This window comes from Streptomyces sp. NPDC028289, from assembly GCF_055565975.1.
This window is the reverse complement of record NZ_JBVHTI010000003.1, coordinates 97,631-111,828: the sequence shown is the minus strand read 5'-3', so window position 1 is coordinate 111,828 and position 14,198 is coordinate 97,631. Positions and strand designations below refer to the sequence as shown.

General features: G+C 71.2%; 17 protein-coding genes. 6 read left to right on the top strand and 11 right to left on the bottom strand.

Annotated elements, in window-relative coordinates; all coding sequences use genetic code 11:
- The first annotated feature begins 327 nt into the window (after positions 1-327).
- A complete protein-coding gene (locus ACZ4UV_RS14590) occupies positions 328-1,167 on the top strand; it encodes a MaoC family dehydratase (RefSeq protein WP_467838112.1) in 840 nt (279 codons plus the stop codon).
- Positions 1,168-1,380: 213 nt separating this feature from the next.
- Positions 1,381-2,673 carry a DUF6716 putative glycosyltransferase gene (locus ACZ4UV_RS14585; protein WP_467838109.1) on the top strand — a complete coding sequence of 431 codons (1,293 nt, stop codon included), beginning with the start codon at positions 1,381-1,383 and terminating at the stop codon, positions 2,671-2,673.
- 13 nt (positions 2,674-2,686) lie between these two features.
- Here ACZ4UV_RS14585 and ACZ4UV_RS14580 read toward each other — a convergent pair whose 3' ends face one another.
- From ACZ4UV_RS14580 to ACZ4UV_RS14545, 8 genes are all read right to left on the bottom strand, one after another.
- The gene (locus tag ACZ4UV_RS14580) at positions 2,687-3,325 is read right to left on the bottom strand and encodes a TetR/AcrR family transcriptional regulator (RefSeq protein ID WP_351502763.1); all 639 of its coding nucleotides are present in this window, start codon (positions 3,323-3,325) and stop codon (positions 2,687-2,689) included.
- A 39-nt stretch (positions 3,326-3,364) separates the two neighbouring features.
- Positions 3,365-3,664 (bottom strand): DUF4229 domain-containing protein, encoded by a 300-nt coding sequence (locus tag ACZ4UV_RS14575; protein ID WP_390043167.1) that lies wholly within the window; start codon positions 3,662-3,664, stop codon positions 3,365-3,367.
- Positions 3,665-3,754: 90 nt separating this feature from the next.
- Positions 3,755-4,279, bottom strand: coding sequence for a GNAT family N-acetyltransferase (locus ACZ4UV_RS14570; protein ID WP_467838106.1), 525 nt, complete (start codon positions 4,277-4,279; stop codon positions 3,755-3,757).
- Between the two features lie 188 nt (positions 4,280-4,467).
- Positions 4,468-5,631 carry an aminofutalosine synthase MqnE gene (gene mqnE, locus ACZ4UV_RS14565; protein WP_451018629.1) on the bottom strand — a complete coding sequence of 388 codons (1,164 nt, stop codon included), beginning with the start codon at positions 5,629-5,631 and terminating at the stop codon, positions 4,468-4,470.
- Between the two features lie 38 nt (positions 5,632-5,669).
- Entirely contained in the window at positions 5,670-6,125 is a 456-nt protein-coding gene (locus ACZ4UV_RS14560; RefSeq protein WP_093499807.1) for an Lrp/AsnC family transcriptional regulator, read from the bottom strand.
- Positions 6,126-6,208: 83 nt separating this feature from the next.
- Positions 6,209-6,853 (bottom strand): UbiX family flavin prenyltransferase, encoded by a 645-nt coding sequence (locus ACZ4UV_RS14555; protein ID WP_467838102.1) that lies wholly within the window; start codon positions 6,851-6,853, stop codon positions 6,209-6,211.
- Between the two features lie 85 nt (positions 6,854-6,938).
- Positions 6,939-7,841, bottom strand: coding sequence for a menaquinone biosynthesis prenyltransferase MqnP (gene mqnP, locus ACZ4UV_RS14550; protein WP_390043160.1), 903 nt, complete (start codon positions 7,839-7,841; stop codon positions 6,939-6,941).
- The gene (locus ACZ4UV_RS14545) at positions 7,838-9,295 is read right to left on the bottom strand and encodes a menaquinone biosynthesis decarboxylase (protein ID WP_467838098.1); all 1,458 of its coding nucleotides are present in this window, start codon (positions 9,293-9,295) and stop codon (positions 7,838-7,840) included. Before ACZ4UV_RS14545 ends, mqnP begins: the two co-directional genes overlap by 4 nt.
- A 63-nt stretch (positions 9,296-9,358) precedes the next feature.
- Between ACZ4UV_RS14545 and ACZ4UV_RS14540 the strand changes: the two genes are divergently transcribed.
- Positions 9,359-9,919 carry a TlpA family protein disulfide reductase gene (locus ACZ4UV_RS14540; protein WP_451018628.1) on the top strand — a complete coding sequence of 187 codons (561 nt, stop codon included), beginning with the start codon at positions 9,359-9,361 and terminating at the stop codon, positions 9,917-9,919.
- Between the two features lie 15 nt (positions 9,920-9,934).
- Here ACZ4UV_RS14540 and ACZ4UV_RS14535 read toward each other — a convergent pair whose 3' ends face one another.
- Entirely contained in the window at positions 9,935-10,399 is a 465-nt protein-coding gene (locus ACZ4UV_RS14535; protein ID WP_390043154.1) for a DUF3515 family protein, read from the bottom strand.
- A gap of 107 nt (positions 10,400-10,506) precedes the next feature.
- On the opposite strand from ACZ4UV_RS14535, the gene ACZ4UV_RS14530 reads away from it, so the two are divergent.
- Positions 10,507-10,773, top strand: coding sequence for a PLD nuclease N-terminal domain-containing protein (locus tag ACZ4UV_RS14530; protein WP_390043152.1), 267 nt, complete (start codon positions 10,507-10,509; stop codon positions 10,771-10,773).
- Positions 10,774-10,779: 6 nt separating this feature from the next.
- Here the strand turns inward: ACZ4UV_RS14530 and ACZ4UV_RS14525 are convergent, their stop codons facing one another.
- A complete protein-coding gene (locus ACZ4UV_RS14525) occupies positions 10,780-12,477 on the bottom strand; it encodes a protein kinase domain-containing protein (protein WP_467838094.1) in 1,698 nt (565 codons plus the stop codon).
- 165 nt (positions 12,478-12,642) lie between these two features.
- A complete protein-coding gene (locus tag ACZ4UV_RS14520; RefSeq protein WP_351486343.1) occupies positions 12,643-12,993 on the bottom strand; it encodes a winged helix-turn-helix transcriptional regulator in 351 nt (116 codons plus the stop codon).
- Positions 12,994-13,121: 128 nt separating this feature from the next.
- Between ACZ4UV_RS14520 and ACZ4UV_RS14515 the strand changes: the two genes are divergently transcribed.
- Together ACZ4UV_RS14515 and ACZ4UV_RS14510 are read left to right on the top strand one after the other, a co-directional pair.
- A complete protein-coding gene (locus ACZ4UV_RS14515) occupies positions 13,122-13,772 on the top strand; it encodes an FMN-dependent NADH-azoreductase (RefSeq protein ID WP_351486342.1) in 651 nt (216 codons plus the stop codon).
- Between the two features lie 126 nt (positions 13,773-13,898).
- A complete protein-coding gene (locus ACZ4UV_RS14510; protein WP_390043147.1) occupies positions 13,899-14,141 on the top strand; it encodes a chaplin in 243 nt (80 codons plus the stop codon).
- The last annotated feature ends 57 nt before the right edge of the window (positions 14,142-14,198 follow it).

Here is a 14,198-nt window from a genome sequence, read left to right as displayed (position 1 = left end):
GGGGCCGCTGTGGCGGGCTTGTGGGGTTTCGGGGGTTGTCCGGGGACGGGCCTGTGCAATCCCGGAGGTTACGTGAGGGTCCTTCACGTTCCGCCCGTTTCCCGGTACTTGACAGCTGCGACATAGGCTTACCTACGGTAACCTTACTCCAGAGTCAGGAATCGGACGACATGCGGGAAGAGCCTTTTTTTGGGGGCGTGACGGTTGTGGTGCGGGTGCGGGTGCGTTGTGGCTGATCGCGCGGTTCCTCCCCCAGCCTTCGGCTGGGGGTACCCCCAGCGCCCCTGACGGGGCGCTCTCGCCGACGGCATCGAAAGGTGAACCTCTGTGATCGTCCTTGACCGGGCCCCTGCTCTCGCCCCTCTGCTCGCCCTCGGCGCGCTGCGGTCGCCCTTCAAGAAGCCGGGCGCCGACGCTTCGTTCCCCCGCACCCGCCTCGTACTGCCCGGTGTCCGCCCCGACCTCGAAAGACTCGCCGCCTACGAACGCGTCTGCGGGTTCGCCACCGGTGACGACGGGCTGCCGGTCACCTACCCGCACGTGCTCGGGTTTCCGCTGGCGATGCGGCTCATGAGTGCGCGGGAGTTTCCGTTGCCGCTGCTGGGGCTGGTGCACACCTCCATCGGGATCGAGCGGTATGCCGAACTGCCCGGGGACGGGACGTACGACATAGCCGTCCATGTCGAGGAGTTGCGTCCGCACCGGCGGGGCACCGAGGCCACCGTCGTGACCGGGGTGCGGGTCGGCGAGGACGTCGTATGGGAGTCGCGGAGTACCTATCTGGCACGGCACCGGACGCAGCACTCGGGCGAGACGGCCCGGGACGAGCCCGGCCGTCCGCTGCCCGTCGTCGAGGAGTGGCGGATCGCCGGGGACGTCGGCCGGCGGTACGGGGCCGCCTCCGGGGACCGCAACCCCATCCACCTGCACCCGCTCACCGCCCGCCTCTTCGGCTTCCCCCGGGCCATCGCGCACGGCATGTGGACCGTGGCCCGGTGCCTGGCCGCGCACGGGGTGCCGACGGCGGCCGACGTGCGGGCGGAGTTCCGGGCGCCGGTACTGCTGCCGGGCACGGTCGAATACGCCGCCGAGGGCGGACGCTTTCAATTGCGGAGCGGCGACCGGGTGCACGTGGAGGGCAGCGTGCGCCCACGCGTTGCCCTTTGATCTGCCAACCCTGCACAAAGAGTGTGTTTCGCCTTTCTGTGCAAATCCTGTCACGTCATGGCGAACCCGCAGGTCACAAGCTTGCCCAAGGTCCTTTTCACACGGGATTCCCAGCCTGCCCAAGGATCCGTTCAGGAATCCCCCATGCTGCGCTCAGAACGCGTCCTTAATCTCGGCTCACTTTTGCGATCCATTGCACGAAGGGCACTGAGCATGCCTCCCAGACGCGTCGCAGTAATAGCCGACTCTGACACCCGTTGGAAATGGGGGGCGTCGGTGGCCCGGCAGCTCGCCCCCGACTGCGCGCTGGACGCGTACTTCCTGCGGGGCCGGTCCACCCCCACCGAACGGCAGCTCGCCGAGATCGGCATCGAGCCCGACAGCAGGCGCGTGGTGCCCGCCGCCGCACTGGTCGACGACGAGGAGCTGGCGAGGGCCGACATCGTCGTGCTGGCGGTCCTCGGCGGCACGGTCCTGGCGCTCGTGCACAGCCTGGGGCGCGCCTGGGAGGGCCGGCTGCACCGGCCGGTCACGGTCAGCGGGTACGTCGGCGTGGTCTACGAGAAGATGGTCGACGGCCTCATGACCCGGGCCGGCACGGACCTCGTGCTCGCCAACTCCGGCCACGACAGCCGCCGTTTCCGCTCGGTCTTCGCGAGCGTCGGCGTCGACACCGGCTCGGTCGTCGAGTGCGCGCTGCCCTTCCTGGGCGGCACCCCCTACCGGCCAGCGGCCGACCGGCCGTTCACCGTCACCTTCGCGGCCCAGCCGTCCGTGCCCAGGGACCGCGCGTCCCGGTTCCGGCTCCTGGAGCGCGCCGCCGCCCACGCGCGCCTGTATCCGGAGCGGCTCGTGCTGGTCAAGCTGCGCAGCCTGCCCGGCGAGCAGACCACCCACGTGGAGTCCGACCCGTACCAGGAGCTGGTCGAGACCCTCGCCGAACCCGCGCCCGCGAACCTCCAGCTCGTCTACGGCAACATGGCCGACGTGCTGGACCGCACCGACCTGCTGGTCACGGTGAGTTCGACAGCCGCCCTGGAGTCGATGCACCGGCGGATACCCACCGCGATCCTCACCGACTTCGGCGTCCGCGAGGCCCACGGCAACCACTACTTCGTGCACTCCGGCTGCCTCGCGTCCTGGGACGACCTCGACGCGGGCGCGCTCCCGCAGCCCGGCCCGGAGTGGGCGGCGGCCCACGGCATCGGCAAGAGCGACCCGTACGCCGCGGCCCGGGCCCGTATCACCGCGCTGCGCGCCGCCGGCCCGCTGCCGCCGCTGCGCCCGTACTACACGCCGCAGACCGCCGGCATCTACCTCGGCGGCATCCTCCGGAACAACGGCTTCGACGAGCAGGGCCGCCCGCTGCCCGCACCCCCGGGCGCCGGCGGCCGGGGGCGGGTGAAGAAGGCCGTACGGCGGGTCGCCGGGCGGGGCGCCAAGAAGCTGTACCGCGTGGGCCACCAGCGGCTCGCGCCCGCCCTGCGCCGCTGGGGAGCCGTGTGACGGACCGGGCCGGTCACGGCGGGGACCAGGGCCGGCCCTCCATCAGGTTGCCCAGCCCCGCCCAGGCGAAGTTCATCAGGGTCGCCGCCGCCTGACGTGCCGTCACTCCCGGGGTGGCGTTGGCCCAGGCCGCCAGGGACTCGGCGGCGCCCACCAGTGCCTCGGCGAGGCCGGCGACCTCGCCCTCGCCCAGGTCGGGGTCCCGGTGGGCGTCGCGGGCGGCGGCGACGATCAGCTGGGTCACGAACGCGACGATCTCCTCGCGCATCGCCGCGACCTCGGAGGCGAACCGCTCGCCGTGCGTACGGGCCTGGAGGTGCAGCACCGACCAGCCGTCGGGGTGTTCGGAGGTGTACGTGAAGAACGCCCTCAGTCCGTCCCAGAGCTGCCGGTCGGCGGGCAGTTCGCGGTCCACACCGGTGCGGACGGCCTCGGTCAGGGCGCCGGCCTCACGGCGGATGCAGGCCGTGAACAGGTCGTCCTTGGAGTTGAGGTACAGGTACACCAACGGCTTGGAGACACCGGCGAGTTCGGCGATCTCGTCCATCGACGCGGCCATGTAGCCGCGCTGGCCGAAGGTCCGCACGGCGGCGTCCAGCATCTGCTGCTCACGTACCGCGCGCGGCATCCGCTTGGTCTTGACGGTCCCCATGGGACAGAGCCTAGTTGGGGCCGGCGACGCGGGAGTCGCTCAGGAGGAGGTCTGGGCCTGGTCCGCCGCGTCGACCGCCGCGTCCTCCTGGCTGCGGCTGGCCTCGATGTTGGCCTGCATCCGCTCGACCCGCTGCGCGACCTGCACCGAGGCCCGGTCCCGCTCCTTGCGCAGCACGACGAAGCTGATCGGCGCCGACAGGACGAGGGAGAGCAGCAGGACCCACAGGAAGTTGGAGTCGCCGAAGCCACGCGGGAACGCGCCGGCGTAGACGAGGCCCCAGACGACGAGGAGGCAGCCCGCGAAGATACCGAGGCGCATCAGCGTGTAGCGGAGCATCTCAATCCAGTCTTCCGATGACGAAAAGGGGCACCGTCCAGTGAAGCACGCCGTGGGGCCGATCTTTCACCGGGGTCGGGTCGGGCCGGGTCAGGTCAGCGGGAGCAGCATGATGATGTCGTCGCGGTCGTCGCCGGGTGCGACGCGGACCGCGGCGGGGACCCGGCCGACCTCCTTGTATCCGCAGGAGCCGTAGAAGTTCTCCAGGCCGAGGCCGCCGCGGCAGCTGAGCCGTATCGCGTCGATGCCGTCGAAGCCGCGGGCGGCGTCGGCGGCGGCCGCGAGGAGGTCACGGCCGTAGCCCCGCCCCTGGTGCCTCGGGTGCACCATCACCGTGTACAGCCACACCCAGTGCGTCATCAGCCGGTGCGTGTTGAAGGAGAAGAAGGCGGTGGCGGCGACCTCGCCGGCCTCGTCGTGCCCGACGAGCAGACGGTGGCGGCCCTCGGCCATCGCGACGAAGTGCCGGACCAGCTCCGGCCGGATCTCCTCCGCCGTGACCGGCGCGACGAACCCGACGGCTCCGCCGGCGTTGGACACGTCGGCCCACAGGTCGAGGATGCCGTCGCGGAGGGCGGGGGTGATGGCGGGGTCGAGGGTGAAGGTAAGGGGCATGGGCGGATCGTATCTATTACAGCGGAGGGTGGGTAGAGCCGATTTCGCCGTGGGGGCTGCGGCCGTTGCGCGGCTGCGGGTGCGTCGTGGCTTGTCGCGCAGTTTCCCGCGCCCCTTCTTCTAGGGGCGCGGGGAACTGCGCGATCAGCCCCCGGTCACCCGCACCCGACGACGCACCGTCGGCCGCCTCACACCCGCATCGGCTGCGGGGACTCGCGGCGGGCCGGGTCCGGGCCGTCGTACTCGCGGATGATCTCGTAGCGGGTGTTGCGCTCCACCGGGCGGAAGCCCGCGTCGCGGATGAGGTCCAGCAGGTCCTCGCGGGTCAGCTTGTTCGGCGTGCCGTAGTTGTCCGCGTCGTGAGTGATCTTGTACTCGACGACCGAGCCGTCCATGTCGTCGGCCCCGTGCTGGAGCGCCAGCTGCGCCGTCTGCACGCCGTGCATGACCCAGAAGACCTTGACGTGCGGGACGTTGTCGAAGAGGAGACGGGAGACCGCGAAGGTCTTCAGGGCCTCCGCGCCGGTCGCCATCTGGGTCCGGGCCTGGAGCCGGTTCCTGACCTTGCCGTCCTTCATGTCCACGAAGTCGTGCTGGTAGCGGAGCGGGATGAAGACCTGGAAGCCGTTCGTCTCGTCCTGGAGTTCACGCAGGCGCAGGACGTGGTCGACGCGGTGGCGGGGCTCCTCGATGTGGCCGTAGAGCATCGTGCAGGGCGTCTTGAGGCCCTTCTCGTGCGCCAGGCGGTGGATCCGGGACCAGTCCTCCCAGTGGGTGCGGTGGTCCACGATGTGCCGGCGGACCTCCCAGTCGAAGATCTCCGCGCCACCGCCGGTCAGCGACTCCAGGCCCGCGTCGATCAGCTCGTCGAGGATCTCGGAGGCGGACAGCCCGCTGATCGTCTCGAAGTGGTGGATCTCCGTCGCCGTGAAGGCCTTCAGCGAGACGTTCGGGAGGGCCGCCTTCAGCTCGCGCAGCGACCGCGGGTAGTAGCGCCAGGGAAGGTTCGGGTGCAGGCCGTTGACGATGTGCAGCTCGGTGAGGTTCTCGCCCTCCATCGCCTTGGCGAGCTTCACCGCCTCCTCGATGCGCATCGTGTACGCGTCCTTCTCGCCCGGCTTGCGCTGGAACGAGCAGTAGGCGCAGGACGCGGTGCACACGTTCGTCATGTTGAGGTGGCGGTTGACGTTGAAGTGGACCACGTCACCGTTCTTGCGCGTGCGCACCTCGTGGGCGAGGCCGCCCAGCCAGGCCAGGTCGTCCGACTCGTACAGCGCGATGCCGTCCTCGCGGGTCAGCCGCTCACCGGCCCTGACCTTCTCCTCCAGCTCACGCTTGAGTCCGACGTCCATGCCCACACCTCTCTACGACAACTCCGACCACCGTACTTCTACGCCTCCTCGGGAAGTTCCCCGACCCGGTTCTCCCACTTCGTGGACAGCACGATCGTGGTACGGGTCCGGGAGACGCCCTTCGTCCCGGACAGCCGCCGGATGGTCTTCTCCAGGCCGTCCACGTCCGACGAGCGCACCTTGAGCATGAAGGAGTCGTCGCCGGCGATGAACCAGCAGTCCTCGATCTCCGGCAGGTCCCGCAGCCGCTGCGCCACGTCCTCGTGGTCGGCCGCGTCGGAGAGGGAGATGCCGATGAGGGCGGTGACGCCGAGGCCGAGGGAGGCCGCGTTGACGGTGGCGCGGTAGCCGGTGATGACCCCGGCCGCCTCCAGCCGGTTGATGCGGTCGGTGACGCTGGGTCCCGACAGTCCGACGAGGCGGCCCAGCTCCGCGTACGAGGCCCGGCCGTTCTCCCTCAGGGCCTGGATGAGCTGCCTGTCCACGGCGTCCATGCGATCGAAGCCTTCCGCTGAAGATTCCCGAAGTAGATGAGAGGTGGTGCAGAGGTGGTGCCGGGGGTGGTGCCGGGGTGGTGCTACTTGCTTCCGCCGCCGAGGTCCCCTTCCCAGCGGCGGTAGAGCCGGTGCCCGACGCCCGCCGCGTCCAGCACCCGCCCGGCGACGAAGTCGACCAGGTCCTGGATGTGGGTCGCGCCCGCGTAGAAGGCGGGGGAGGTGGGGACGACGACCGCCCCGAGATCGTCCAGGGTGACCAGGTGGCGCAGGGTCTGGCCGTTCAGCGGGGTCTCGCGGACGGCGACGACGAGCGGCCGGCGCTCCTTCAGGGTGACACTGGCCGACCGCTGGAGCAGGTCCTTGGAGAGCCCGAGCGCGACCCCGGCGACGGCGGCGGTGGACGCCGGCACGATCAGCATGCCCTTCGCCGGGTACGACCCGGAGGACGGCCCCGCGGCCAGGTCCCCGGCGCTCCAGTACCGCACCCGGGTCAGGTCGGCCGCGAAGGTGTCCAGCTTGCCGTCGGCCCCCCGCGCCAGCCATTCCCCCAGGTCGTCCCGCCAGTGCGCGTCCCGGAAGGAGATCCCGGTCTCGTCCAGCAGGGTGAGCCGCGAGGCCCGGCTGACCACCAGGTCGACGCTCTCCCCCGCGTCCAGCAGGGCACGCAGCACAGCAGCGGCATACGGCGTTCCGGACGCCCCGGACACCCCCACGATCCAAGGCACGCGCTGCGTTTCTCCTGCGTTCACATCTTGAGCGTACCGGCGCGACCCGGCGAGTTCAGGACGGGGCCGCGGTGACCGACGGTACTCAGACGCTCAGGCCCCGGACCAGCAGGTCCAGCAGCGCGCACCCGAACAGGGCAATGCCGATGAAACCGTTGACGCTGAAGAAGGCGCGGTTGAGGCGGGAGAGGTCGTGCGGGCGGACGATGGTGTGCTCGTACACGAACGCGCCCGCCACGATCACCAGGCCCAGCCAGAAGAACGCGCCGGCGTCGGTGACGACCGCGTACCAGACGAACAGGCCGGTCGTCACCGCGTGGCAGACCCGGGCGCCCCGGATGGCCGCCGGGATGCCGAAGCGGGCCGGGACCGACATGACGCCGATCTCGCGGTCGGTCTCGACGTCCTGGCAGGCGTAGATCAGGTCGAAGCCGCCGATCCAGATGCCGACGGCGAGGCCGAGGATCACCGCGTCCCAGGACCACTCGCCGGTGATCGCCAGCCAGCCGCCGATCGGGCCCATGGCCTGGGCGAGACCGAGGATGGCCTGCGGGAAGTTCGTGAACCGCTTGCCGTAGGGGTAGACCACCATCGGGATCACGGCGACGGGCGCGAGGGCCAGGCAGAGGGGGTTCAGGAGGGCCGCGGAGCCCAGGAAGACCGCGACCGCGATCAGCGCGCCGGTCCAGGCGTGCTTCACGCTCATCGCGCCGGTGACCAGCTCGCGGTGGGCGGTACGCGGATTCCGGGCGTCGATCTCGCGGTCGATGATCCGGTTGACGGCCATGGCGAAGGTGCGCAGGCCGACCATGCAGATCGTGACCAGGAGCAGCCGGCCCCAGTGGATGTTCCGGTCCAGCTCGAACATCGCGGTCAGTGCGGCGATGTACGCGAAGGGCAGGGCGAAGACCGAGTGCTCGATCATCACCAGGCGCAGGAAGGCTTTCGTCCGTCCCGGCTGCGGGAGGGCTGCGGAGGCGGAGCTCACAGGCCGTACTCCTTCCATCGGCGGTCCACGAGGGCCGCCGTATCCGGGTCCGACAGGACCATGTCCGGCCAGCCCCCGTCCCTGGTGTAGCCCTCCTCGGGCCACTTCTTCGTCGCGTCGATGCCCGCCTTGCCGCCCCAGAACTGCTGGTAGGAGGCGTGGTCGAGGTGGTCGACGGGGCCCTCCACGACCGTGAGGTCACGGGCGTAGTCGGTGTTGCCGAGGGCCCGCCAGGCGACCTCGTGCAGGTCGTGGACGTCGCAGTCGGAGTCGACGACCACGATCAGCTTGGTGAGCGACATCATGTGCGCCCCCCAGATCGCGTGCATGACCTTCTGCGCGTGCTTCGGGTACTTCTTGTCGATCGAGACGATCGCGCAGTTGTGGAAGCCGCCGGCCTCGGGGAGGTGGTAGTCCACGATGTCCGGGACGATGATCTTCAGGAGGGGCAGGAAGAAGCGTTCGGTGGCGCGGCCCAGCGGACCGTCCTCCGTCGGGGGGCGGCCGACGACGATCGACTGGAGGAGCGGCCGCTTGCGCATCGTCACGCAGTCGATGGTCAGCGCCGGGAACGGCTCCTGCGGGGTGTAGAAGCCGGTGTGGTCGCCGAAGGGGCCCTCGGGGAGCATCTCGCCCGGCTCCAGCCAGCCCTCCAGGACGACCTCGGCATTGGCCGGCACCTGGAGCGGGACCGTCTTGCAGTCGACCATCTCGATCCGCCGGCCCGCGATGAACCCGGCGAAGAGGTACTCGTCGATGTCGCCGGGGAGCGGAGCGGTGGAGGCGTAGGTGACGGCGGGCGGGCAGCCGAAGGCGATCGCGACCGGGAGCCGCTCCCCCTTCCGCGCCGCCACCTGGTAGTGGTTGCGGCTGTCCTTGTGGATCTGCCAGTGCATGCCGATGGTGTGCCGGTCGTGGCGCTGGAGCCGGTACAGGCCGAGGTTGCGGATGCCGGTCTCGGGGTCCTTGGTGTGGGTGAGCCCCAGATTGAAGAAGGAGCCGCCGTCCTGCGGCCAGGTGAAGAGCGCCGGGAGCCGGTCGAGGTCGACGTCGTCGCCGGTCAGGACCACCTCCTGCACCGGGGCGTCCCCGGACTTCACCTTCTTCGGCGGCACGTGCGCCATCGCGCCGAGCTTCCCGAACGCCTCGCGCACGCCGACGAAGCCGTGCGGGAGCTCCGGGCGCAGCAGCCCGCCGATCTTCTCGGAGATCTCGCCGTACGACTTCAGGCCGAGGGCCTTCAGCAGCCGCCGGTCGGTGCCGAACACGTTCATCGCGAGGGGCATGCTCGACCCCTTCACGTTCTCGAAGAGCAGCGCCGGTCCGCCGGACTTCTGCACCCGGTCGACGATCTCCCCGACCTCCAGATACGGGTCGACCTCGGCCTTGACACGCTTGAGGTCTCCCTCGCGCTCCAGTGCCCGGAGCAGGGAGCGAAGATCGTCGTAAGCCATGTGTCCCAGTATCGGCCACCCGGGGTCCGGGCCCGGTCACCGCCCCCTGCATACTCGTCGGGCGTGAGACGTCATCGCCGGTTGCCGCTGCTCGCCCCGCTCCTCGCCCCGCTGCTCGTGTTCGCCGCCGCCTGTGCGCCCGCGCGGGAGGCCGCCGGCTCGCCGGTCTCCCCGCTGACCCGGATACCGGCCGCCGACCGGCAGACGGCACCCGACCTCACCGGCAGCAGCCTCGACGGCAAGTCGGTCAGCCTCGCCGGCTACCGCGGCAAGGTCGTCGTACTGAACGTGTGGGCGTCCTGGTGCGGGCCCTGCCGCGCCGAGGCGCCCGAACTGTCGCGGGCGCAGCGGGCGCTGGGGGCGAAGGGGGTCCAGGTGCTCGGGGTGGACACGGACGCCCGGCAGGACAAGGGGCGGGCGTTCCAGGACGAGCACGACCTGGTGTACCCGAGCCTGCACGACCCGGACAGCCGCAAGCTCGTCCGGCTGCCGAAGGGGTACATGCCGCAGGCGCTGCCGTACACCCTCTTCATCGACCGGCACGGGAAGATCGCCGCGAAGTACCTGAGCCCCCTGACGGAGGCCGACGTCCGCACCATCACCCGGCCGCTGCTGGCGGAGTAGCGGGCCAGGCCGGGTTCAACTCCCGCTACTGGCGAGGCACTTGTCGCCCTCCCGGATCGGCGCCACGAGATGGCTCACGTCCACCAGCACCGCGTCGAGACCCGCCACGGAACCGGCGACCGAGACCTCCACGGCGGGGCTTCGGCCATAGGTGACCAGCTTCTTGCGGCCGCCCCCCGCCGTCTCCCGCCACACCCAGTCGACACCGTCCACGCTGACGCACGCGTCCGTGGTCGGACCGGGCGGGTTCACGCCGCACCGAAGCTCCACCGATCCGTGCCCCCACACGGCGAGCCCCTCGAAGGTCACCCGGTCCCGGGTGGTGCCCCCCAGCCGGTCCGGGTACCGGTCGGCGAGCCGCGCACACGCCGGGTCCTGCGCGAACGGCCCCTGCGCCAGCCCGAACACCGGCGAGTCCAGCTCACCGGCCACCAGCCCGCCCCCGGCGCCCAGCCCCACCACGGCAAGACCGACCGCCACCCGACTCCTGCGAGCCCAGCGCATCGCGCCACTTCCCTCCCGTCCGTGGAAAACCATGATGCCCGGGTGCCGAACCGCGGCTCCGGTCAGCCGCTAGTCTGGCCGCCATGCTCAGGTACCTGCCCTACTTGCTGGTCCTCGCCCTGTGGATCTACGCCTTCGTGGACTGCCTGAACACCCCCGAGGACGAGGTGCGCGCCCTGCCGAAGCTGGCGTGGGTGTTCGTCATCCTGCTCTTCGGCGAGGTCCTGGTCGGCCCGGTGGCCTGGCTGGTGGCCGGCAAGACCCGCCAGCCGCGCGAGCGATGGGTCGCCCCGGACGACAACCCGGAGTTCCTGAAGTCCCTGAAGCCGGACGATCCGCGCACGGACTGACCGGCGCTACAGCAGCGCCTTCACCTGGGCCGCCGTCAGCGCCCGCTGGAACACCTGGACCTGTTTGATCGAGCCGGGGAACCAGTCGGAGGGGGCGCCGCCGGTGGTGGCGCGGCCGATCGTCAGGGGGCCGTGTGCGGCGACGGGGTTGCTGTCGTTGATGCCGGCCTCCTGGACACCGTCGACGTAGAGGAGAAGCTGGTTGCGGAGGCCTTCGTAGACGCCGACCAGGTGGGTCCAGACGTCCGGCTTCGGGACGGTGAAGGACAGGGCGCGCAGGTCGGGGCGGGCGAAGGCCCAGCGGTTCTCGGCGGCCGAGTACTGGAGGTAGAAGCCGCTGACGGCACCCGCGTCCTGGCTGACGGCGGTGGCGAAGAACGACGGCACGTGGCTCAGGGCGACCCACGCCGAGACGGTGAAGCTGCGGCCCTTGGCGGTCCGGAGCACCGGCCCGGCGGTCACGATCTGGCTGGTGCCGCCGTCGAACAGCGCGGCCCCGTCCTTGCCCCGCCCCCAGCCGACCGCGGTGGCCGTGCCGTCGTACCGGCCGGTGTCGTCGGCGGCCACCGCGCCCGAGGTCTCGTCCAGCGGCCAGGCGTCGAGCGGTGAGGGGACGGAGACGGAACCGCCCGAGTGCTGCGGGGACTTCTTCTCGGCCCCGCCCCGGTTGACGAGGTGTGCGACCGGTACGGCCGCGATGGCGGCGACGGCGAGCGCTCCCCCGGAGACGAGCAGGGTACGGCGGCTCGTGCCCGGGACCGGCCGGTGGGGCGCCTGCTGCGGCGGCGCCGGGCCGAGCCGGGTGACCGGGCGGGTCGCGGCAGCGGGCCGCGGAGCCGGCGGCGTGAAGTCGGCCCGGGGATCGGCGGCGGGTCTCGCGAGGAAGGCGGTGGCGTCGGCGGTCGGCCCGATCCGGGCCAGGATCTCGCGCGGGGTGGGCCGCCCGGCCGGGTCCTTGGCCAGGCAGTCGGCGACGAGGGAGGCGAGGGCCGGGTCGGTGACGGCGGTGATGTCGGGGTCGTCGTGGACGACGCGGTAGAGCAGGGCCGGGGTGGGCCCGGCACCGAAGGGGTTGCCGCCCGTGGCCGCGAACGCCAGCACCGCACCGAGCGAGAACACGTCGCTCGCACCGGTCACCTCGCTGCCCGCGACCTGCTCCGGCGACATGAAACCGGGCGAGCCGACCATGAGCCCCGCCTGCGTGATGGTCGCGGACTCCACGCTCCGGGCGATGCCGAAGTCGATGACCCGCGGCCCGTCCTCGGCGAGCAGCACGTTCGACGGCTTGAGGTCCCGGTGCACCAGCTGGGCCGCGTGGATGGAGGTGAGCGCCTCGGCCAGCCCGGCGGCGAGATCGAGAACGGTGGCGGCCGGCAGCGGTCCCCGCTCGGCGACCGCGTCCTGGAGCGAGGGCCCGGCGATGTAGCTGGTGACCAGCCAGGGCAGCGGGGCGTCCGGGTCGGCGTCCACGACCGGTGCGGTGAAGGCACCGCTCACCTTGCGGGCGGCCTCCACCTCACGCCGGAACCGTGACCTGAACTCCGGCTGTCCCGCGACCAGTTCGGCATGGACCACTTTCACGGCAACCGCGCGGCCGCCCGGGGAACGGCCGAGGAAGACCCGGCCCATGCCGCCCGCGCCGAGCCGCCTCAGCAGCTGGTACTCCCCGACGGAGCGTGGATCGCCGGGCTCCAGAGCTGCCACGACCCCTCCCGCACCGCTGACTCCCGAAGACCCGGTCAGCATAGGACCGCCGACACCGGTGGTTGGCCGATTTCGGTTCCCTCAGGGCAAGTTGCCCCCGGGTCTGCCCTTGCGGACAGGTGGAGGCCGGGCGTCCACGGCTCCGCCGACGACGGAACAGAGCCCTTAACAGGGCGAGTCGGGAAGGTGATCCCGCGCCCACTCCCCCAGCGTCTTCAGCGACGGCTCCAGCGCCGCCCCCGCCCCGGTCAGCCGGTACGAGACCCGCAGCGGCGGCCCCTCGTCGACCTCGCGGACCACGAGTCCCGCCGTGGCGAGTTCGGCGAGCCGGTCGGAGAGCATGCGCTCGCTGATGCCGGGGATGGCGCGGCGCAGGCTGGCGAAGTGCGCGGGCTGATCCATCAGGACGGACAGGATCGGGCCGTTCCAGCGCTTGCCGAGCACTTGGAAGACGCGCGTGATGCCGACATCGACACCTTTGCACGCTTCCGGGTCATGGGCCTGCTCCACCGCCATGGCATCAGGGTACAGCCCCACCGAAAGAAAGGGGCTGAAAAAAAGTAAGCACCTGTGTTATCTATAGCTGAGTACAAATTCTCAGCCCCTGCGGCTCTGCCCTGGGCCCGTGTATCCGGAGACCTCTCATGGCCACGCTTCTCCACATCGACTCGTCCCTCCTCCCCGGCGGGGCCTCCTCCTCCCGCGCCGTCACCGACGCCTTCCGTACGGCCTGGCTGGCGCAGCACCCCGACGGCCAGGTGATCTACCGCGACCTGGCGGCGGACCCCGTACCGCACCTGACCGCGGCCGCCCACACCGCCGGTTTCGCCGACCCCGCCACCCACAGCCCCGAGCAGGCGGACGCCTTCGCGGCCCGGGTGAAGCTGATCGAGGAGCTGGAGCAGGCGGACGCGCTGCTCATCGGCGCCCCGATGTACAACTTCACGATCCCGTCGACGCTGAAGGCCTGGCTGGACAACGTGGTCCTGTTCGGCCGCACGATGGGCGAGACGCCGTCCGCCAAGGGCACGCCGGTCACCGTCGTCGCCAGCCGCGGCGGCTCGTACGCGCCGGGCACCCCGCGGGAGCCGTTCGAGTACGTCCAGAACTACCTGACCGCGGTGCTCTCCGACGGCCTCGGCCTGGACGTCGACTTCATCGTGCCGGAGCTGACGATGGCCCCGCAGAACCCGGCGATGGCCGAGCTCGTGCCGCTCTACGAGGCCTCCCGCGACCGCGCCCTCCAGGACGCGGCCAGCAAGGCGAAGGAGCTGGCGGACCGCCTCGCCGCCTGACCTACGCACCGGCCTCCGGCCCCCGGTCCGGGGCCGGTTGGGCCGATCGGCCCAGCAGCACGTGCGGGCCCGGTGACGGGCGGTTGTGATGGACGCGTTCCGACCCCCGACGCCCAGGAGGCAGTCATGCGCATCCGTTCCCTCGCCGTCACCGGTGCCGTCGCCGCGGCCCTCGCGCTCGGCGGCACCACCGCCGCGTTCGCCGACAACGGCGCCGATGCCACCGGCTCCGCGTCCAACAGCCCCGGGGTGGCGTCGGGCAACGTCATCGAGGTCCCGGTCGAGATCCCGGTGAACGTGTGCGGCGACAGCATCGACGTCATCGGCCTGCTGAACCCGGCGGCCGCCAACGCCTGCACCAGCGGCTGACCCGGCCGCACCGCGGGTATCGTCCGAGGACTTCCCGGAGGCACCGCACCTCCGGAA

Coding starts and splice junctions, on each gene's coding strand:
- ACZ4UV_RS14510 (WP_390043147.1), top strand. CDS start 13,899: ATGCGCATCCGTTCCCTCGCCGTCACCGGTGCCGTCGCCGCGGCCCTC.
- ACZ4UV_RS14560 (WP_093499807.1), bottom strand. CDS start 6,125: ATGGACGCCGTGGACAGGCAGCTCATCCAGGCCCTGAGGGAGAACGGC.
- ACZ4UV_RS14575 (WP_390043167.1), bottom strand. CDS start 3,664: ATGCTCCGCTACACGCTGATGCGCCTCGGTATCTTCGCGGGCTGCCTC.
- ACZ4UV_RS14585 (WP_467838109.1), top strand. CDS start 1,381: ATGCCTCCCAGACGCGTCGCAGTAATAGCCGACTCTGACACCCGTTGG.
- mqnE (WP_451018629.1), bottom strand. CDS start 5,631: ATGGACGTCGGACTCAAGCGTGAGCTGGAGGAGAAGGTCAGGGCCGGT.
- ACZ4UV_RS14515 (WP_351486342.1), top strand. CDS start 13,122: ATGGCCACGCTTCTCCACATCGACTCGTCCCTCCTCCCCGGCGGGGCC.
- ACZ4UV_RS14520 (WP_351486343.1), bottom strand. CDS start 12,993: ATGGCGGTGGAGCAGGCCCATGACCCGGAAGCGTGCAAAGGTGTCGAT.
- ACZ4UV_RS14570 (WP_467838106.1), bottom strand. CDS start 4,279: ATGCCCCTTACCTTCACCCTCGACCCCGCCATCACCCCCGCCCTCCGC.
- ACZ4UV_RS14545 (WP_467838098.1), bottom strand. CDS start 9,295: ATGGCTTACGACGATCTTCGCTCCCTGCTCCGGGCACTGGAGCGCGAG.
- ACZ4UV_RS14580 (WP_351502763.1), bottom strand. CDS start 3,325: ATGGGGACCGTCAAGACCAAGCGGATGCCGCGCGCGGTACGTGAGCAG.
- ACZ4UV_RS14530 (WP_390043152.1), top strand. CDS start 10,507: ATGCTCAGGTACCTGCCCTACTTGCTGGTCCTCGCCCTGTGGATCTAC.